Genomic DNA, 18,857 nt, shown 5'->3' with positions numbered 1-18,857 from the left:
CCCCAGGGGAAGCGTGCTTGCCAGGCCTCGGCTTTGGTGATTTAGTTTGTACACATGCAATCTCACCCTCATGTCCGGGGTGATCCGTTTCGTCCCAGCCATTGGTCAAAACTCGAAAACAGGGGAACTGCCGTGACTGACAAGAATGGGTTCTTTGATCTCTCGAAAACCGGTCTCACCCGCCGCACGGCGTTGAAGGGACTGGCCGCGGGCGCCGGCCTCGCGGTGGCGCCGGGCTTCGTCCGCTATTCCCAGGCGCAGAGCTCCGCACCGGTCAAGATCGGCTTCCAGTCGCACCGCACCGGTATCGGCGCCGCCTACGGCCGCTGGTACGAGAAGACAACCGCGGCCGCCATCAAGGCGATCAACGCGGCCGGCGGCATCAATGGCCGTCCGGTCGAAGTGGTCATCGAGGATGACGGCACCGATCCGGCGCGTGGCGCCGAAGTGGTCGCCAAGTTCGCCACCCAGCACAAGACCGACATCGTTTTCGGCACGCTGTTCTCGCATGTCGTGATCGGCTCGGCGCCCGCCGCCGGCGAGGCCAAGATCCCCTACTTCGTCGTCAGCGAAGGCCATCATGTCGCTTCGACCAAGCTGAACCGCTATGTCTTCCAGCCCGGCATCACCGACGTGAAGAGCCAGATCCAGTCGATGGCGCCGTGGATCTCCGCCAATGTCGGCAAGAAGGTCACCATGATCTACCCGGATTTCGCCTTCGGCTACGATCACCGCGACTATCTGCCGCCGGCGCTGAAGGCGCAGGGCGCTGATGTCATCGCCCAGATCGCCATCCCGCCGACGGAATCGTCCTTCACCAAATACTTCCCGCAGATTCCCGCCGAGACCGAGGTGATCTACCACGTCATGGTCGGCCCGGCGGTGCTCACCTTCGTCAAGGAGCTCGGCGAGTTCTACGGCTCCAGCCGGCCGCAGCTGTTCGGTTTCATCGATTCGCTCGAAGCGACCGACATCAACAGCCCCGGCCTCGAATTCCTCGACGGCAGCCATTTCTGGGAGGGCTCGCCGCGCTACGCCCAGCCCGATGATTCCGCCGCCCAGAAGGCCTATCGCGCCGCTGTCGGCATCGACGACAATGGCGCGGCCGTCGGCGACCCCAAGGACGTCTCCACCGCCGCGCACATGTTCGGCTGCTGGGAGACTCTCTATGTCGTCAAGAAGGCGATGGAAGACGCCGGCTACAAGGGGCCGGAAGACCGTGCCAAGCTGGTCGAGGCGACCGAAGCGCTGACCGCTTTCGCCGAAGGTCCGGAGCATCCGCAGGGCGCAAAAACCTTCAACGGCAAGATCCACCAGTGCTTTGGCATCCAGAACATCTCGAAAGTCGAAGGCGGCAAGCTGAAGGTCGTCCACAAGACCAAGATCGAGGACGGACTTTACGAGGCAGAAGGGGATTATACGACGCAGGCGCTGTGAGCTTGGCTCTTTAAGCACAGTGCACTTCGGACCCCACCTCCTCCTCGCCACCCTTGAAGGCCTCGTCACCTCCGCCGTGCTGGCGCTGACGGCGCTCGGCCTGTCGCTGGTGTTCGGCGTCATGCGCGTGGTCAATGTCGCCCATGGCGAGTTCTTCATGCTCGGCGCCGTGCTCGCCTGGGCGATCACATCAGCCATCGGTGGCCACCCGGCGCTCGGCTTTCTGGCCGCCCTCGTCCTGGCGCCGCTGATCGTCGGCGCCATTGCGCTTGTCGCCGAACGGCTGGTGCTGCGCCGGCTCAACTACAATCCGGAAGCCACCATCGTCGCCACAATCGGCATGCTTTACATCATCCAGCAGCTGGCGCTGACCTTCTACGGTCCTGAGGCCAGGCCGGTGCAGCCGCCGTTCAGCTATCGCATCCTGCTGCCATGGTTCGGCTATTCCGGCTACAAGCTGTCTGTTATCGCCGCCTCCGCGCTTCTACTCATCGGGACCTGGCTGGTGCTGACCCGCACGAAGATCGGCCTCATCATGCGTGCCACGCAATATGACAGCGAGACGGCGCAGGCCTTCGGCATTCCGGTGGGCCGTGTCTATGGCGGCGTCTTCGCGCTTGGCGCCATGCTGGCGGCCGTTGCTGGCGTGCTGATCGTGCCGATCAGCCAGGCGCATTATCTGATGGGGCAGGACCCGCTGCTGCTGTCCTTCATCGTCGTCATCATCGGCGGCCTCGGCTCGTTGCGCGGCACCGTCGTCGCCGCCGTGCTGATCGGCATGTCCGACGGCATCATCTCGATGTTCTTCTCGCCGACGCTGGCCAAGATCATCGCCACGCTACTGGTCGCCATGGTGCTGGTGTTCCGGCCGCAAGGCCTGTTCGGGACACAGGCACGATGAGCGAAGCTTCGCCGGCAAAGGCCTACGCCCTGCATTTCGGCGTCATCGCCCTGCTCTTCGTGTCGAGCTTCCTGCTGCCGGAATACTATCACGGCCTGCTCGCCCGCATCATGGTGCTGGCGGTCTTCGCCATGGGCTACAACATGCTGTTCGGCTATGTCGGCCTGCTCAGCCTCGGCCACGCCATGTTCTTCGCCGCCGGGCTCTATGGTGCCGGCCTTGCCGTCATCCAGCTCGGCTGGAGCGTGCCGGCGGCATTCGCCGCGGGCCTTGCCTGTGGTGTTGTTCTTTCCCTGGTCATTGGCCTGCTGGCGCTGCGCACCACGGGCGTAGCCTTCATGATCGTCACCATGATGTTCGCCCAGGTGTTCTATCTCGTCATCCTCTATTTTTCCGTCTGGACCGGTGGAGACCAAGGCATGGTCGTGCCGCAGCCGGCACGCGTCCTCACTTTCGGCGCCACCGCGCTGGACCTCACCAATCCGACCGTGCGCTACATGAGTGCGCTGTCGCTGTTCTCGCTCGCGCTGCTCGTTACCCTCGCAATCGTCCGTTCGCGATATGGCCGCGTGCTGGTCGCCATCCGCGAGAATGAGGAGCGCACGAAGATGCTGGGCTACGACACGTTTTCCAACAAGCTCGCCGCCGTCATTGTCTCCGGCACCATCTGCGCGGCGTCCGGTGCCGCCTATGCGCTGCTGTTCGGCTATGTCGGCTCGAACTTCGCTTCGGTGCAATATTCCATCCTGCCGCTGCTGTGGGTGCTGCTCGGCGGCGCCGCCACGACGCTTGGACCGCTGCTCGGCACGCTGTTCATGTATTATGTCATCGACGTCACCAGCGGCTACACCTCCGCTTATCTGCTGATCGTCGGCATCGCGCTGATCCTGCTGGTGCTGTTCTTTCCGAAGGGCATTTTGGGCACCGCCCGGCAGCGCTGGCTCGGGTGGCTGCCATGATGCCGCTGCTGACCACCAAGGGCCTGTCGCGCAATTTCGGTGGCCTGCGCGCCGTCGACAATGTCGATTTCACTTTGATGCCGGGCGAGGTCCGCGCCGTCATCGGTCCGAACGGCGCCGGAAAGACCACTTTCGTCAGCCTGGTCAGCGGTCGCATTCAGCCATCCTCGGGCACGATCGTCTTCGACGGCGCCGACATCACCGGCCTGCCGGCATACGCCCGGGTTCGCCTCGGCATCGCGTATACCTTCCAGCTCACCAGCGTCTTTGCCAATCTTACCGCCTACGACAACGTCGCGCTGCCGGTGCAGCTCACGCTGAGCGACCGCCGCTCGAAGGGCGCCGTAGATGCCGGGGTCATGGCGGCGCTCGAGCGCACCGGCCTTGCCGACCGCGCCCGCATGCCGGCCGGGCAGCTGTCCTACGGCCACCAGCGCCTGCTGGAAGTGGCAATGGGACTGGCGCTGACGCCGCGCCTGTTGATCCTCGATGAGCCGACGCAAGGCCTGTCCGATAGCGAGATCGACAATTTCATCGGGCTTGTGCGCGAGATCGCCAAAAACGCCACCGTGCTTCTGATCGAGCACAACATGCCCGTCGTCATGCAACTGGCCGACCGCATCACCGTCTTCAACGCCGGCAAGATCCTGGCCGAAGGCACGCCCGAAGCGATCCGAAAAAACGCTGCGGTGCAGGAAGCCTATCTGGGGACGGCCCCATGATTGAAACAAACAGGACCGAGGCGAAGTCTCAAGCACTTACCATCTCGGGGCTGGACTGCTTCTATGGCGCGGTCCAGGTGCTCTATGGCCTCGACCTCGCGCTGAACAAGGGCGAGGTGCTCTGCCTGTTCGGCCGCAACGGCGCCGGCAAGACGACCACGCTGAAGGCCATCATGGGCCTGGTTCCGGCCAGCGCCGGCTCGATCAGGCTCGGTGACCAGGAATTGACCGGCCTGCCGGCGCATGAGGTGCCGAAGGCCGGCGTCGCCTATGTGCCGCAGGGAAGGCGGCTGTTCGCAGAGATGACGGTGGCTGAGAATATCGAGATCGGGTTGATGGCACGCGGCAAGGGCAAGACGACGCGCGAAAGCGTGCTCGACCTCTTCCCGCTGCTGCGCCAGCGGCTGAGGCAACGCTCCGGTACCCTGTCGGGCGGCGAACAGCAGATGCTGGCCATGGCGCGTGCGCTCTGCCTGGAACCAGAGGTGCTGCTGCTCGACGAGCCGACCGAAGGGCTGATGCCGTCGATGATCGCAAAAATACGCGAGACGGTGTCGAAGCTCCGCGACATGGGTGTATCGACCATTTTGGTCGAGCAGCGGGTCGATGCCGTGCTGTCGGTCGCCGACCGCGTTGCGTTCATCGAGAACGGCCGCAACCGCGAGACGGTCGATGTCGAAGAACTGCGCGCCGACCCTTCGGCGGTTCGGCGATACGTGGGCGTCGGTTGATCACCCGAAGAACAGAAAACCCGCAACCAAAAATGTCGGGATCAGCACCAGCCCGGACCACAGCATGTAGCCGAAGAAGCTGGGCATGTTGACGCCACGCTGCCGGGCGATGGCATAGACCATGAAGTTGGGCGCGTTGCCGACATAGGTGTTGGCGCCCATGAACACGGCACCCGCCGAGATCGCGGCAAGCGTCGAGGCCAGCTCGGTCATCAGGTGGCGTGGATCGCCGCCGGCAAGCTCGAAGAACACCAGATAGGTCGGCGCATTGTCGAGGAAGGATGACAGCGCCCCGGTCAGCCAGAAATAGGCGAGGTCGTTGGGCGCGCCTTGCGGCGAGGTGACGAGCGCGACCAGCGGCGCCAGCGCGCCGTCGTGGCCGGCTCTCAGGATCGCGACCACCGGCACGATGCAGATGAAGATGCCGGCAAACAGTTTCGCCACCTCCGCGATCGGCCCCCAGTTGAAGCCATTCGCCTCGCGATACTCCTTGCGCGAGACGCCCAGCGAGATGAAGGCAAGCGCCAGGATGATGGCGTCGCGCACCAGGTTCTGCAGTTCTAGGGTCACGCCCTGGATGGAGAAACTCACGCCGGGTTTCCAGGTGGCTGAAAGCAGGATGGCGCCGATGACGCCGGCAAGCAACGGGATGTTGGGCAAGCCACGGACGCGGATCTTCGTATCCGGTGTCGGATCCTTGATCTTCGGCGCTCCGGCCTCGCGGCGATGCAGGATGATGTCGACGATCAGGAACACCGCCAGCACCACGCCACCGACGAACAGGGTCTCCCGGTAGAGATTGGTGGTCGTCCAGAAGAAGTCGACGCCACGCAGGAACCCGACGAACAGCGGTGGGTCGCCCAGCGGCGTCAGCGAGCCGCCGATGTTGGAAACCAGGAAGATGAAGAAGACGACGACATGGGCATTGAACGGCCGGTTGTCATTGGCGCGGATGATCGGCCGGATCAGGATCATCGAAGCGCCCGTCGTGCCGACGACCGAGGCGAGCAACGCGCCAACCAGCAGCAGTCCGGCATTGACCAGCGGCGTGCCGTGGATGTTGCCGGCCACCAGAATGCCGCCCGAAATGGTGAACAGCGCAAACAGCAGGATGATGAACGACATGTATTCGGTGAGCAGCGCATGCAGCACCGCTTCGGTGGCAGATGGAGTGCCGAAGGCCAATGCCAGCGGCACGATCACCAGCGCCGCCCACAGTGCCGATATCTTGCCGTAGTAGTGTTCCCAGACATGCTGGAACAGCAGCGGGCCGGTGGCGATCGACAGCAGCAGGCCGGCAAAGGGCAGCGCCCACCACAGCGACATCGAGGCGCCTGGCAGGCCGTGTTCTTCTGCGGCTAGGGCATGCTCGGGAAATAGGATCGCAAGAGCCGTCACGACGATTGCGGCCAAGGCGTTCAAGGAGCAGAGGCTGATCTCGTATGAGAAAAGCCGCCTCATCCGGCCGCTGCGCGGCCACCTTCTCCCCAACGGGGAGAAGAGCCAAGCGCCACCGCTGCCGGCATCCTCTCCCCTTGGGGAGAGGTCGGATTGCTCCGAATTGCCCTTTGCAATTCGGTTGGCAATCCGGGTGAGGGGGTTCTGCCCCACGATCCGTTCAGTCCGACAGATGGTCTTCAAGCGTCACGCCGGCGTCGCGCATCCGATGCAGCATCGTCTCGACCGAACCGTTGAGATCGATGCCTCGACAGGCATCGAGCCGCACCGTGGTCTTGAAACCCTGGCTGACGGCATCCAGTGCCGAAAAGGCGACGCAGAAATCGGTCGCCAGCCCGACCAGGGTGAGCGTGTCGATGCCGCGCTCGCGCAGGTAGCCGGCAAGACCGGTCGGCGTCGTCCGGTCGTTCTCGAAGAAGGCCGAGTAGCTGTCGATGGCAGGCCGAAATCCCTTGCGGATGACGAGTTCGGCCTTGGTCCAGGCAAGGCCGGAGTGGAAATCCGACCCGAGGCTTCCCTGGATGCAATGATCTGGCCACAGCGTCTGCTGGCCGTAGGGCATGTCGATCATCGTGAAAGGCTGCGCGCCCGGATGGCTGGAGGCGAAGCTCGAATGGCCGGCGGGGTGCCAGTCCTGCGTCAGCACGACGTGCTCGGCACGGCGGATCATATCGTTGACCAGCGGCACAATCTCGTCGCCACCGGCCACCGCCAGCGCGCCGCCTGGACAAAAGTCGTTCTGCAGGTCGATGACAACAAGCGCTTCGTCGGCCATGCGGCCTCCTTCTTCTCTGTTGGGATCAGGCTCCAGGTGAAAGATGCCGCTGACGCGACCGGACGCAGAAACTTGACCAGATGGCCGGCTGCGTCAACCTCCGATGGCCAACAAATGCTTGCCGGCGGCGCGGGCGGGAGCACGACGCAAAACTCTGGCTTTGACAATTCGTGCCGGCTTGATATCATTTGCATACGAATGAATTTGGCCGGCTCGAAGTACCGGAAAGATTGCTCGGCAAGTTTGCGAAGGCCTCTTTTCTGGAAGGCAAAGCGTGATCCGTTACGCCAAACCCACCACGGTCGACGAAGCGCTCGCTTTGCTTGGCGATGGCGCGTGGCGCATTCTTGCCGGCGGCACCGATTTCTACCCCGCACAGGGCATCAAGCCCTTCCGCGATGATGTCCTGGACATCAACGGCCTCGCCGAATTGCGTGGCATCGCCGAGACGGACGGCCATCTTGTCATCGGCGCGCGCACGACCTGGACCGATATCATCCGCCATCCCCTGCCGCCGGCCCTCGACGCGCTGAAACAGGCGGCACGGGAAGTCGGTTCCGTGCAGATCCAGAACGTCGCTTCCGTCGCCGGCAATCTCTGCAACGCTTCCCCGGCCGCCGACGGCGTCCCTAGCCTGCTCACGCTCGATGCCGAGGTCGAATTGCGTTCGGCTGCGGTGACACGTCGTCTGCCGCTGCAGGATTTCATTCTCGGCAACCGCCGCACGGCCTTGCAGCGCGATGAGATGGTCACGGCCATCCGCGTGCCGAAGCCTGCGTCCACCGGCACCTCGGCTTTCGTGAAGCTCGGCGCGCGGCGCTACCTGGTTATATCCATCGCCATGGTGGCGGCGCGTCTGGTCGTCGAGAACGGTATCGTGAGAGAAGCGGCGGTCGCGGTCGGCTCCTGTTCGGCTGTCGCCAAGCGGCTTGCCGGTGTCGAGGCTGCGTTGCGCGGGCGGGCGGCGGACGGCGGACTCGCCGATGCGGTTCAGTCCGCGCCGATGGCTGAGCTGTCACCGATCGCCGATGTGCGCGGAAGCGCCGAATACAGGCTCGATGCGGTGCGCGAGATTGTTGCCCGCGCTGTTCTGCAAGCCTCCGGACAGATGAGCGACCACGGGATGGTGGCGGCATGAGCCAGGTCTTGCCTGAAGAAATCAGTGAAGCTCTCCCGGACCTGGGTGGGATTCAGCCGGGTCTTGGCCTTCAGCGCGCTGACATCGCCTTCGAGGTCAATGGATCAGCCATCTCGGTCAACGTGCCGCCGTTGCGCCGGCTGTCCCTGGTGCTGCGTGACGAATTGCTGATGACCGGCACCAAGGTCGGTTGCGACGCCGGCGATTGCGGCGCCTGCACCGTGCTGGTCGATGGCGATCCTGTCTGCGCTTGCCTGATGCCGGTGGCGTCCGCTGCCGGAGCGTCGGTGACGACGGTGGAAGGTCTAGCCAACGGCAGGCTGTCGGCCTTGCAGGCCTCCTTCCTCGCGCATGGCGCGGCGCAGTGCGGCATCTGCACGCCGGCGTTGCTGGTCGCGGCGACGGCATTGCTGGACAAGAAGCCTAGCCCGACCGAGACCGAGGTGCAGGATGCGCTGGGCGGTATTCTGTGTCGCTGTACTGGCTACCGGAAGATCATCGCGGCGGTGATGGATGCCGGGCGGTTCGCAATTGCATCATCGACTGCCGGCGCTGCCCCTCATCCGCCTGCCGGCGTTCGTCATTCGGAAAGCCAAGCAGTTGGCTTTCCTCCGCTGCGCGGACCACTTCTCACCTCCCCGTATAGTGACGGGGAGAAGGGACAAGCTCCAGCGTCGACGCCCCCTCTCCCCGTCTCTATACGGGGAGAGGGTAAGGGTGAGGGTGAGGGGCAGCGCCAACGCTATTCATTTGACCTCGGTCTTGATCGTAGAATGCCACTTTCTGGTAGCGCCGTAGGCTCCTCACCGGTCCGGCTCGACGGCATACCAAAGGTCACCGGCGGCGAGAAATTCGGCGGCGATTCCTTCCCGGCCGATGCGCTTTCCGTGCTGGTGATCCGTTCGCCGCACTACCATGCCAGCTTCGCTTTCGGCGACTTGGAAGGCTGGGCAAAGAGGCATCCCGGCATCGCCGGTGTCTTCACAGCGGCCGACATTCCCGGGAAAAACTGTTTCGGCGTCATCGGGCCGTTCGCCGACCAGCCGGCGCTTGCCGAAGGCTTTGCGCGGCTTCGCGGCGAGGCGGTGGCGCTGGTGGCTGGCGAGCGTGAGGCGATCCTCGATCTCGACCTGTCGGATTTCCCTATCCGCTGGACCGAATTGCCGCATTTTCTGCAGCCCTGTGAAGCGCAGGCCGAGGGCGCGGCACTGATCCATGACAGCCGCCCAGCCAATCTTTTGACCAAGGGCTTTGTCGAGCGTGGCGATCCCGAGGCAGCCCTTGCCGATGCTGCCGTGACCGTGTCTGGCACGATCGACACCTCCTATGTCGAACACGCCTATATCGAACCGGAAGCCGGCTATGCATACCTGGACGGCGATACGCTGGTCGTCTTCGCCTGCACGCAGGCGCCCTATATGGACCGCGACGAAACCGCAAAAATTCTCGGCCTTGCCGTTGACAAGGTGCGTATCGTGCCGACCGCGACCGGCGGGGGTTTCGGCTCGAAGCTCGACGTGTCGCTGCAACCGCTGATCGGCCTTGTGGCGCTGAAGACCGGGCGGCCGGCAGCGCTCGCCTACACCCGCAATGAATCGATGATGTCGACCACCAAGCGCCATCCCGCCGAGATGAAGGCGACCATCGGCGCCGATGCCGATGGCCATGTCACCGGCATGATCTTTACCGGCGATTTCAACACGGGCGCCTATGCCAGCTGGGGGCCGACCGTGGCCAACCGCGTGCCGGTTCACGCGTCAGGTCCCTATGCGACGCCGAACTATCGCGCTGAGGGCCGCGCCATCCACACGCATGGGCCGATCTCCGGCGCGTTCCGTGGCTTCGGCGTGCCGCAAGCGACCATCATGCAGGAGACGCTTTATGACGAGTTGGCCGGCAAGCTCGGCATGGACCGGCTCGACTTTCGCTTGAAGAACTGCCTTCGCGATGGCTCCGAAACAGTGACCGGCCAGCGGCTGGAATCGGGCGTCGGCATTGCCGAATGCCTGGAATCGCTGCAACCGCATTGGGATCGTGCGAAGGCCGATACTGAAGCATTCAACATTGCCAATACGAACAAGAAACGCGGCGTCGGCGTCGCGTCCTGCTGGTATGGCTGCGGCAACACCTCGCTGCCCAACCCGTCGACCATCAGGGTCGGCATCGCGGCTTCGGGCGACATCATCCTGCACCAGGGCGCCGTCGATATCGGCCAAGGCTCGAACACCGTCATCACCCAGATCTGCGCCGACGCACTCGGCCTGCCGCTGGAAAAATTCCGACTGAAAAGCGCCGACACGGCGATCACCCCGGACGCCGGCAAGACATCGGCCTCGCGCCAGACTTTTGTGACCGGCAAGGCCGCGGAAAAGGCCGGTCGCGCATTGCGCGAAAAGATCCTGCGCTTCGCCAATGTCTCCGAAAAGGCCGCGCTGCAACTCGACGGCTCGGCGATCGTCATTCGCGAAGGCGAGGCCGCCCGCCGCATCGATCTCGCCGCCCTCGACGCGGATGCCGACGGCTTCGTCTTCCGTGCTGAAGAAACCTATGATCCGCCGACGCTGCCGCTCGATGCCAAGGGTCAGGGCAAGCCTTACGCTGTTTACGGCTATGGCGCGCAGATCGCCGAACTGGAGGTCGACCTCAAGCTCGGTACGGTGAAGCTGATCAAGATCACCGCCGCGCACGATGTCGGCAAGGCGATCAACCCGCTGCTGGTCGAAGGCCAGATCGAAGGCGGCATCGCCCAGGGCATCGGCATGGCGCTGATGGAGGAATACATCCCCGGCCGCACCGAGAATCTGCACGACTATCTCATCCCGACGATAGGCGACGTGCCGCCGATCGAGACCATCCTGATCGAGGTTCCCGATCCGGAGGGGCCGTTCGGTGCCAAGGGTCTGGGCGAACATGTGCTGATTCCGACGGCGCCAGCGATCCTCAACGCCATCCGCCACGCCACCGGTGTTCTCATCACCAAGGTCCCGGCGACGCCGACGCGTATCCGAGCCGCCATCCGCGAGAAGGATGCCCGCACATGAGCGAGCTTGCCGAACGCTTCGAAACGCATGATCCCGGCGAGAAGCTGGTAGCGGAGAAGATCCGCTGCGATGCTTGCCCGGTCATGTGCTACATCGCCGATGGCCGCACCGGCGCCTGCGACCGCTACGGCAATGTCGGCGGCAGGATCGTGCGCATGGACCCGCTGACCATCCTCGACCATGCGGCGGAGACGGGCGCCGCCATGGTGCCTTTCGTCGCCGAGGGCGAGGCATGGGACGGCGAACTGATCAACACCGGCCGCCGCTTCGTCACGGCAATAGGCGCCGGCACCACCTATCCCGATTACAAGCCGGCCCCGTTCATCGTCAGCCAGCAAGTCGAGGGCGTCGATCTCGTCACCGTCGTCACCGAAGGAATCTTCTCCTACTGCGGCGTCAAGGTGAAGATCGACACCGACCGTCACATCGGCGATGAGACAGCCATCGTACGATCGCAAGGCGAGGCGATCGGCCATGTCACCACGGGCGAATATGGTTCGCAGATGCTGTCGCTGGGCGGCGTGCACCACCTCACCGGCGGCTCCAAGGCGGAAGGGCGCGCCACCTGCGACGCGCTGCTCAATCTGTGCAACCGCAAGCCGGTCGAACTGGCCATCGATGGCGGCGCCACCATCATCGTCGAAGCTGGCAAACCACCGGTCATCGACGGCAAGGTCGAGCACCGCATGCGTGTCGGCTGCGGCTCGGCCACCATCGGCATGTTCGCCACGCAATGGCGCGGCCTGGTCGACGAGGTCGTGGTGGTCGACGACCACATCACCGGCGTCGTCTCCGAGCATCAGGCCGGCAAGGTGCTGGGCTGGCAGGACACCGGCATAAAGATCATCGGCCGCCGCTCGACGCCGGGCCGCTATTTCAAAGTGTCCGACCCCGGCCTTGGCTGGGGCGGCACCAGCATTTCCGATCCGCTGTCTATCCTTGGCGAATGGAACGCCAAGAAAGGAGCGCGTCCTGGCCTGTCGCTGCTGATGGTTTCGACGACCGGCGAGCAGTTCGCCTATTATGAACTCGATGACGATCTGAAGCCGGTCGAAAAGCCGTTTCCCGAGCGGCTGCAAAAATCCGTAGGGCTGATCGAGGACAATTGCGAGCCGGCGCTGTGCACGGTGCTGTTCATCGGCGGCGCCGGCGGTTCGCTGCGCGCCGGCGTCACCGAAAACCCGGTCAATCTCACCCGCTCTGTGCAAGGCTTGAAAACCTATGTCACGGTCGGCGGCGCCCCGGTCTATGTCTGGCCGGGCGGCGGCATCACGCTGATGGTCGATGTCACACGGGTGCCGGAAGGCGCCTTCGGCTATGTTCCGACGCCGGCATTGGTGGCGCCGATCGAGTTCACCCTGCGCCGCGACGACTATGTCGGGCTTGGCGGCTACGAGGCCGAGATCCGCAGCGTCGATGACATTGTCGCCAAGGGTGGCGAATACCTCAATCCGCGCCGCGGCACCGGTGCCGCGGTCGGCAATCCATGGCCGCCGCTGGCGCAGTTGCGGCGCGCGGCGTCGAACGAGGCCAAATGATGGACGGCCCGCAAGCGCATTGGCTGCAGGACGGCAAGCGGCTGCATCTCAACCATGGGCCGATCGACCTGATCGTCGAGGCTTTCGGCGAGGTGCAGGAATGCCGCTTGGCCTATGAGCAGGCCGTCGCGCGGTTCCAGACGATCCTGATCGAACTGGTCAAGGAACTTCCCGAACTACGGCTCCCGGCGTTTTTCTTGGCGCCGCGCGCCTTTGATGGCCCGACGGCGCGTCGCATGGAAGCGGCCGTCATCCCCTTGGCGGAATGTTTCATAACGCCGATGGCCGCCGTTGCCGGATCGGTAGCCGACGAAATGATTGCCGCACTGCTTGCTGGACGCAAGCTCGATCGAGCCTATGTCAACAATGGCGGCGATTGCGCTCTTCACATCGGCAAGGGCCAGTCGATGGGCTTGGCGGTCGCCGGCACCGGCCCCGACATCGCCGACCGGATCACGATCCGCTCGTCGGATAATGTTCGCGGTGTCGCCACCAGCGGTTGGCGCGGCCGCTCTTTCTCACTTGGCATAGCCGACGCCGTCACTGTGCTCGCGCGGACCGGCGCCGAGGCCGACGCGGCGGCGACGCTTATTGCCAACGCGGTAAATCTGCCCGGCAATCCCGCGATCAAGCGCACTCCCGCATGCGAATTGTCGCCCGACAGCGATCTCGGCGCGCGGCTGGTGACACAAAGCGTTGGCACGCTTGCGCTTGGCGAAGTGGCGCGGGCGCTGGACAACGGCCTTGCCGTCGCAGAAGATTTTCGCCGACGCGGCTTGATTGCCGCAGCGGCGCTGTTTCTTGGCGGTGAGACCCGCATCAGTGGTTCGATGGCGCTTGCCGCGCCCAACAAAAGTCCAGGGAAGGAAGTTGCCCATGCCTGAGTTTCCGATCCGCAAGATCGCGGTTCTGACCGAAGAGATCTTTCACGAGGGCGGGCCGGTCGCCAAGGTGCCGCGCCGGCGCGCCGCCGCCATGGCGCTGGTGAAAAATCCCTTCGCCGGACGCTATGTCGAGGATCTGCAGAGCGCCATGGACGACCTCAAGCCGCTTGGCCTGCTGCTCGCCGACAGGCTGATCGCGGCGCTCGGTGGCGACGTCAAGCAGATCGACGGCTATGGCAAGGGTGCTATTGTCGGCACGGCGGGTGAGCTGGAGCACGGCGCGCTCTGGCACGTGCCGGGCGGCTACGCCATGCGCGAGCGGCTCGGCGACGCCAAGGCGATCGTGCCGTCGGCCAAGAAGGTCGGTGCCTTCGGTTCGCGGCTCGACGTGCCGCTCGGCCACATCAACGCCGCCTATGTGCGCAGCCATTTCGATGCCATGGAAGTCGGCATCAGCGATGGGCCCCGTCCCGAGGAAATCCTGTTCTGCCTTGCCATGACCTGCGGCCCACGCGTGCACGACCGCATGGGCGGTCTGGCGGCCGATGGTATCAAGGCCTGGGACGGGCTGCGGTGAGCGGCGAGGACAATCTGCTGAAGCTGGTCGAGGTCGAGGAGGCCGACGATCACGATTACCACCTGCAGGAGCAGGTCGGCTTCATCCTGCGCAAGGCGCACCAGCGCCACGTCTCGATCTTCGCCGCGCATATAGACGACCTGACGCCGCCGCAATTCGCCGCACTGGCCAAGCTGCGCGATGTCGGCGAGACCTCGCAGAACCAGTTGGGAACGCTGATCGCCATGGACGCAGCGACGGTGAAGGGCGTCATCGACCGCCTCAAGGCGCGGGGTCTGGTCGATCTCTCCAAGCATGAGGTCGACAAGAGGCGGCTGCTGGTCAACCTGACCGCCGAGGGCCGCGACGCGGTCGAGCGGCTGATCCCGCTGGCACGCCAAATCACCCAGGAAACGCTGGCGCCGCTCTCGCCCAAGGAGATCGCCATTTTCATGAAGCTGCTGGCCAAGCTGGCGTAGGTACTGCCTTTTGCGTGGGTGCGTTAAGGCAGGAGCATCTACATTGTCATGTTGGCGCCGCCCCTCATTGTCCTGCCGGACATTTCTCCCCGTATAGTGACGGGGAGAAAGACGCTGTCATCGACGGTTTTGCCAATTTTCAGCATCGCAAAAGGACGCCGGCGTTGCGGCCGTCTCCCTTCTCCCCGTTCTACGGGGAGAAGGTCCTGGCAGGGGGATGAGGGGCAGCGCTAAGCTATGCCCCTCTGGCGCTTGTCTCCGGCGAAAACCTCAGAGGCCGTTATCCTTCAGCACCTGCGCGGCATTCTCCTTGGTGATCTTCTGCGTCGGCAAGGTGATGGTCTTTTCCACCTTCTCGCCGTTCAGGAACTTGATCGCCTGCCGCAGGCCTTCGGCGCCTGGCGTCACATAGGTGAAGGTCGCCGTCAGTTCACCCTTGTTGACCAGTTGCACGCCCTCATTGGGCAGGCCGTCGATGCCGATGAACTTGATGTCCTTCTCGCGGCCGACATCCTTGGCGGCGAGATAGGCGCCATAGGCCATCGGGTCGTTGTGGCCGTAGACGAGATCGATCTTCTCGTTGTTGCGCAGCGCGGTAGCCATGATGTTGTAGGCCTGGTCCTGCTTCCAGTCGCCGGACTGCTGATCGAGCAGGTATTTGATGCCCGGCTCCTTGTCGGTGAATTCATGGAAGCCGTCATGGCGGTCATGCGCCGGCTCGGTGCCCATGCCGCCCCAGATCTCGACGACATTGCCTGATGCCTTGCCCTTGCCGCCTAAAAGCTCGACGGCATATTCGCCGGCCGCGCGGCCGATCAGCTTGTTGTCGCCGCCGACGAACTGGGTAAAGTCCTTGGTGTCGACATTGCGGTCGAGCACGAAGACCGGGATCTTGGCGTCGATCGCCTGCTGCACGACGCCGGTCAGTCCGGCCGACTCCTTGGGCGAGATCAGCAGCGCGTCGACTTCCTGGCGGATCAGGTTTTCGACATCGGCGACCTGCTTCTCGGTCTTGTCCTCGCCGTCGGTGACGATCAGCTCGACATTCGGGTGTTTGGCGGCTTCGGCCAGGATGTCCTTGTTGAACTGGGCGCGCCAAGGTTCGATGGTGGTCACCTGCGAAAAGCCGATCTTCCACTTCTTGTCCTGCGCATAGGCGTTGCCGGTGGTCAGCAGCGCGGTCGTGGTCAGCAGTGCCGCGCCAAAGGCGGCAAGCTTCAGCATGTCACGTCGTTTCATTTCTTGTTTCCTCCAAGATTCAGAGACGGGGTCTCTTGTGACGGCCGCTTTGTCGCGGTCGTTTCCTTGTGCGCCGCTTGTCCGCCGGGCAGGCGCAGATAGGCCAGGAGATCACCGGCGTTGCGCTCCTGCACGAGCACGGTGCCGATGATGATCATCCCCTTCAGCACCAGCTGAAGGTTTGAATTGATGTTGTGAAGCTGCAGGATGTTGGACAGCAGGCCGAAGATCAGCACGCCGCAGAAGGTGCCGGTGAGGCTGCCGCGTCCGCCCATCAGGCTGGTGCCGCCGATGACCACGGCGGCGATCGCATCGAGCTCCAGCCCGGCGCCGGCATCGGGCTTGCCTTGCCGGTACTGCGCCACATAGAGCACGGCGGCGATGCCGGCGAGCAGTCCGGATACGGCATAGGTGACGATTTTCACGCGGCCGGCGGCGATGCCGGAAAGTCGCGCTGCCTCCTCATTGCCACCAATGGCATAGACATAGCGGCCGAAGGGCGTGAAGCGCAGCACCGCGCCGTAGATCAGGATCGCGCCGAGGAAGAACAGGCCGGGCATCGGGATCACGCCGAACACCAGCGAGCGCAGCATCTCGAAATCGGCGGTGGCGTTCGAGCCGGTATAGACCGGCAGCACCGCATTGTTCTGGCCGGCGGTCAGCCGCGCGATACCGAGCGCCGTCACCATCATCGCCAGCGTGACGATGAAGGGCTGCAGCCGCCCGGCGACGATAATGAAGCCGTTGAGCGCGCCGAACAGCAGGCCGACGCATGGCGCCACCAGCAGCACGCCGAGCACGCCGAATTTCGGTTCGATCTGCGGCAGCAGGAACCACAGCGCAAGGCAGCACAGGATCACGCCGACGATGCCGGGCGTGACCAGTCCGCGAACGCCATCCAGCCTGACGTCGCGAACGGCGTCGGCGCCGGCGCGGGATTTTGCAAGGTTGAGGAAGATGAAGCGGGTGACGACGAAACCGAGGCAGAGCGCGACCACGGCGACCGTCGGCACGCCCAGAACCACCGCCGGCGTGACGCCGGGAACCGTCAGCAGCATGGCGCAGACCACCGAGCAGATCGCCATCAGCGAGCCGACGGAAAGGTCGATGCCGCCGGTGATGATCACCGCCGTCATGCCGGTGGCTATCAGGCCGGTTGTCGACACCTGGCGCAGCACGTCGAGCAGGTTGCCGTAGGACAGGAAAATGTTGTTGCCCTTGGAACTGATCGGCGATCCCAGCACGCCGATCAGGAAGATGGCGATCAGGCCCCAATAGAGCTTGGTCCGGGACAGGAGTTTCAAGGCATTCATGCGGCTGGTCTCGAGATCGTCCGGCGCGGCGCCGCGAGGCGCATGATCGCCTCTTCGCTCGCCGCCTCGCGGGAAAGAATGCCGGTCTGGCGGCCGTCGGCCATCACCAGGATGCGGTCGGAAAGATGCAGCAGTTCCGGCAGTTCGGAACTGATGACGGCGATGGCAAGCCCGTCCCGTGCCAGCTTGAAGATGAGGTCGTAGATCTCGCGCTTGGCGCCGACATCGATGCCGCGCGTCGGCTCGTCCAGCAACAACACTCTCGGCCTTGTCGCCAGCCATTTGCCGATGACGACCTTCTGCTGGTTGCCGCCGGACAGCGTGCCGGCCGGCTGGTCGATGGTCCCGCAGCGTATGCCAAGCGCCTTCACCGCGTGCCGCGCCAAGCCTTGTTCGCCGGCTATTGATCGGATTCCGAACCGCGCCAGCGCGCCGACAAGCGGCAGCGCGACATTGTCGGTGATCGATGCCTGCAGATGCAGTCCCTGCGTCTTGCGGTCCTCGGTCACCAGCGCGATGCCCAGCCGCCTAGCGTCGCGGGGCGACCGGATATCCGCGGGCGCGCCGTCGAGCCGGATTTCGCCGCCGGTCCTGCCGTCGCTGGAACCGAAGATCGCTTCCAGGATTTCCGTGCGGCCCGAGCCCAGCAGCCCGCCAATGCCAAGGATTTCGCCTGCGGCAAGATCGAAGCTGACGCCGTCGATCACCGCTCGCCAGCCTTGGCGGTCGGACTTCGCCAGCGACAGGTTGCTGACCGAAAGCACGGTCTTGCCGCGGGGACCCCGCTCGTCTTGGGAGGATGCGAGCAGGTCCCGCCCGACCATCGCCGAAATGATGGCATTCTCGTCCAACTCGGCCATCGGTTCGGTCAGCACATGGCGCCCGTCGCGGAACACGGTGACTCGGCCGGCCAGATGCATGACCTCGTCGATGCGGTGCGAGATGTAGACGATGGCGACGCCGCTTTCGGCAAGCTGGCCGATAATGCGGAACAGCCGCTGGCATTCGGCCGGTGACAGCGCCGAGGTCGGCTCATCCATGATCAGGATGCGCGCCGACATCGACAGCGCCTTGGCGATCTCGACCAATTGCTGTTCGCCGACGCGCAGGGAGCCGACCCGCGCCTCCGGATCGAGTTCGATGCCAAGCCGTTGCAAAAGCGCGGCGGCGGCACGGCTGCTCGCCTTGCGATCGACGATCAGCCCGGCGATCAGCTTCTCGCGCCCGAGAAAAATGTTGTCGGCGACACTGAGCTCGGGAACCAGGTTGAGTTCCTGGTGGATGATGGCGATGCCGGCATCCTCGGCGTCGCGGACGCCGGCGAAGCTGACCGGGCGGCCGTCGATGCGGACCGTGCCTTCGTAGCCGGTATAGACACCTGAAAGGATCTTCATCAGCGTCGACTTGCCGGCGCCGTTTTCGCCCATCAGGGCGTGGACCTCGCCGCGGCGCAGGTTGAAGCCAACGTCGGTAAGCGCTGCTATGCCGCCGAAGCTCTTGGAAATATGCTCCGCGCTCAGAACCGTGTCCGAACGATCCGGCGCTGCGGCATTGTGCTGCGAGGAAAGGGAACGGCTGTGTTCCATGACAATGGCGGCCTCCCTTCCGTCGTCGTCAACGTCCTCAAACGCTAATCTAAACGTTTCGATCGTGTCAAGCCGATATCTGATAACCCAGGATTGACCC

The 18,857-nt window shown here is 64.2% G+C and carries 16 protein-coding genes; 11 read left to right on the top strand and 5 right to left on the bottom strand.

The genetic code is table 11. From position 1 onward, the window contains the following. The first annotated feature begins 132 nt into the window (after positions 1–132). Genes ABVQ20_RS22065 through ABVQ20_RS22045 form a run of 5 tightly spaced genes read left to right on the top strand, consistent with a single transcriptional unit; the run spans position 133 to position 4,750 of the window. The gene (locus ABVQ20_RS22065) at positions 133–1,437 is read left to right on the top strand and encodes an ABC transporter substrate-binding protein (RefSeq protein WP_354461582.1); all 1,305 of its coding nucleotides are present in this window, start codon (positions 133–135) and stop codon (positions 1,435–1,437) included. A gap of 19 nt (positions 1,438–1,456) precedes the next feature. Further along, positions 1,457–2,338 carry a branched-chain amino acid ABC transporter permease gene (locus ABVQ20_RS22060; protein WP_354461581.1) on the top strand — a complete coding sequence of 294 codons (882 nt, stop codon included), beginning with the start codon at positions 1,457–1,459 and terminating at the stop codon, positions 2,336–2,338. After that, complete coding sequence (locus ABVQ20_RS22055) at positions 2,335–3,297, top strand: branched-chain amino acid ABC transporter permease (RefSeq protein WP_354461580.1); 963 nt, start codon at positions 2,335–2,337, stop codon at positions 3,295–3,297. The genes ABVQ20_RS22060 and ABVQ20_RS22055 overlap by 4 nt, the downstream gene beginning before the upstream one ends. Next, positions 3,294–4,019 (top strand): ABC transporter ATP-binding protein, encoded by a 726-nt coding sequence (locus ABVQ20_RS22050; RefSeq protein WP_354461579.1) that lies wholly within the window; start codon positions 3,294–3,296, stop codon positions 4,017–4,019. The genes ABVQ20_RS22055 and ABVQ20_RS22050 overlap by 4 nt, the downstream gene beginning before the upstream one ends. Then, a complete protein-coding gene (locus tag ABVQ20_RS22045) occupies positions 4,016–4,750 on the top strand; it encodes an ABC transporter ATP-binding protein (RefSeq protein ID WP_354461578.1) in 735 nt (244 codons plus the stop codon). The genes ABVQ20_RS22050 and ABVQ20_RS22045 overlap by 4 nt, the downstream gene beginning before the upstream one ends. Here the strand turns inward: ABVQ20_RS22045 and ABVQ20_RS22040 are convergent, their stop codons facing one another. Beyond that, positions 4,751–6,211, bottom strand: a complete 1,461-nt coding sequence (locus ABVQ20_RS22040) for a sodium:proton antiporter (protein ID WP_354461577.1) — start codon at positions 6,209–6,211, stop codon at positions 4,751–4,753. A gap of 157 nt (positions 6,212–6,368) precedes the next feature. After that, a complete protein-coding gene (gene pncA, locus ABVQ20_RS22035) occupies positions 6,369–6,983 on the bottom strand; it encodes a bifunctional nicotinamidase/pyrazinamidase (protein ID WP_354461576.1) in 615 nt (204 codons plus the stop codon). Positions 6,984–7,257: 274 nt separating this feature from the next. Here pncA and ABVQ20_RS22030 point away from each other — a divergent pair, with 274 nt between their 5' ends. Genes ABVQ20_RS22030 through ABVQ20_RS22005 form a run of 6 tightly spaced genes read left to right on the top strand, consistent with a single transcriptional unit; the run spans position 7,258 to position 14,619 of the window. Further along, entirely contained in the window at positions 7,258–8,121 is an 864-nt protein-coding gene (locus ABVQ20_RS22030) for an FAD binding domain-containing protein (RefSeq protein WP_354461575.1), read from the top strand. After that, on the top strand, positions 8,118–11,162 hold the full coding sequence (locus ABVQ20_RS22025) for a molybdopterin-dependent oxidoreductase (RefSeq protein WP_354461574.1): 3,045 nt from the start codon (positions 8,118–8,120) through the stop codon (positions 11,160–11,162). The genes ABVQ20_RS22030 and ABVQ20_RS22025 overlap by 4 nt, the downstream gene beginning before the upstream one ends. Next, positions 11,159–12,700 (top strand): 6-hydroxynicotinate reductase, encoded by a 1,542-nt coding sequence (locus tag ABVQ20_RS22020; RefSeq protein WP_354461573.1) that lies wholly within the window; start codon positions 11,159–11,161, stop codon positions 12,698–12,700. The genes ABVQ20_RS22025 and ABVQ20_RS22020 overlap by 4 nt, the downstream gene beginning before the upstream one ends. Beyond that, the gene (locus ABVQ20_RS22015; protein ID WP_354461572.1) at positions 12,700–13,584 is read left to right on the top strand and encodes a UPF0280 family protein; all 885 of its coding nucleotides are present in this window, start codon (positions 12,700–12,702) and stop codon (positions 13,582–13,584) included. The genes ABVQ20_RS22020 and ABVQ20_RS22015 overlap by 1 nt, the downstream gene beginning before the upstream one ends. Next, entirely contained in the window at positions 13,577–14,161 is a 585-nt protein-coding gene (locus ABVQ20_RS22010) for an amino acid synthesis family protein (protein ID WP_227344022.1), read from the top strand. The genes ABVQ20_RS22015 and ABVQ20_RS22010 overlap by 8 nt, the downstream gene beginning before the upstream one ends. Then, positions 14,158–14,619: a MarR family winged helix-turn-helix transcriptional regulator gene (locus ABVQ20_RS22005; RefSeq protein WP_354461571.1), complete on the top strand. Its 462-nt coding sequence runs from the start codon at positions 14,158–14,160 to the stop codon at positions 14,617–14,619. The genes ABVQ20_RS22010 and ABVQ20_RS22005 overlap by 4 nt, the downstream gene beginning before the upstream one ends. Positions 14,620–14,889: 270 nt before the next feature. On the opposite strand, the gene ABVQ20_RS22000 is transcribed toward ABVQ20_RS22005, so the two are convergent. The 3 genes from ABVQ20_RS22000 to ABVQ20_RS21990 are packed head-to-tail and all read right to left on the bottom strand — an operon-like array spanning position 14,890 to position 18,757. Continuing rightward, positions 14,890–15,858, bottom strand: a complete 969-nt coding sequence (locus ABVQ20_RS22000; protein ID WP_354461570.1) for a substrate-binding domain-containing protein — start codon at positions 15,856–15,858, stop codon at positions 14,890–14,892. Beyond that, entirely contained in the window at positions 15,855–17,171 is a 1,317-nt protein-coding gene (locus ABVQ20_RS21995; protein WP_354461569.1) for an ABC transporter permease, read from the bottom strand. The genes ABVQ20_RS22000 and ABVQ20_RS21995 overlap by 4 nt, the downstream gene beginning before the upstream one ends. Continuing rightward, positions 17,168–18,757: a sugar ABC transporter ATP-binding protein gene (locus tag ABVQ20_RS21990; protein ID WP_354461568.1), complete on the bottom strand. Its 1,590-nt coding sequence runs from the start codon at positions 18,755–18,757 to the stop codon at positions 17,168–17,170. The genes ABVQ20_RS21995 and ABVQ20_RS21990 overlap by 4 nt, the downstream gene beginning before the upstream one ends. Between the last annotated feature and the right edge of the window lie 100 nt (positions 18,758–18,857).

The sequence above is a fragment of the Mesorhizobium shangrilense genome (assembly GCF_040537815.1).
GTDB classification, from domain to species: domain Bacteria; phylum Pseudomonadota; class Alphaproteobacteria; order Rhizobiales; family Rhizobiaceae; genus Mesorhizobium; species Mesorhizobium shangrilense.
The sequence above is the reverse complement of the archived record's forward strand: the minus strand, read 5'-3'. Positions and strand labels throughout refer to the sequence as shown.

Bases quoted from the DNA above. Each gene is read 5' to 3' on its own strand.
- ABVQ20_RS22010 (WP_227344022.1), top strand. From the start codon at position 13,577: ATGCCTGAGTTTCCGATCCGCAAGATCGCGGTTCTGACCGAAGAGATC.
- ABVQ20_RS22000 (WP_354461570.1), bottom strand. From the start codon at position 15,858: ATGAAACGACGTGACATGCTGAAGCTTGCCGCCTTTGGCGCGGCACTG.
- ABVQ20_RS22055 (WP_354461580.1), top strand. From the start codon at position 2,335: ATGAGCGAAGCTTCGCCGGCAAAGGCCTACGCCCTGCATTTCGGCGTC.
- ABVQ20_RS22015 (WP_354461572.1), top strand. From the start codon at position 12,700: ATGGACGGCCCGCAAGCGCATTGGCTGCAGGACGGCAAGCGGCTGCAT.
- ABVQ20_RS21995 (WP_354461569.1), bottom strand. From the start codon at position 17,171: ATGAATGCCTTGAAACTCCTGTCCCGGACCAAGCTCTATTGGGGCCTG.
- pncA (WP_354461576.1), bottom strand. From the start codon at position 6,983: ATGGCCGACGAAGCGCTTGTTGTCATCGACCTGCAGAACGACTTTTGT.
- ABVQ20_RS22040 (WP_354461577.1), bottom strand. From the start codon at position 6,211: ATGAGGCGGCTTTTCTCATACGAGATCAGCCTCTGCTCCTTGAACGCC.
- ABVQ20_RS22020 (WP_354461573.1), top strand. From the start codon at position 11,159: ATGAGCGAGCTTGCCGAACGCTTCGAAACGCATGATCCCGGCGAGAAG.
- ABVQ20_RS22045 (WP_354461578.1), top strand. From the start codon at position 4,016: ATGATTGAAACAAACAGGACCGAGGCGAAGTCTCAAGCACTTACCATC.
- ABVQ20_RS21990 (WP_354461568.1), bottom strand. From the start codon at position 18,757: ATGGAACACAGCCGTTCCCTTTCCTCGCAGCACAATGCCGCAGCGCCG.
- ABVQ20_RS22050 (WP_354461579.1), top strand. From the start codon at position 3,294: ATGATGCCGCTGCTGACCACCAAGGGCCTGTCGCGCAATTTCGGTGGC.
- ABVQ20_RS22025 (WP_354461574.1), top strand. From the start codon at position 8,118: ATGAGCCAGGTCTTGCCTGAAGAAATCAGTGAAGCTCTCCCGGACCTG.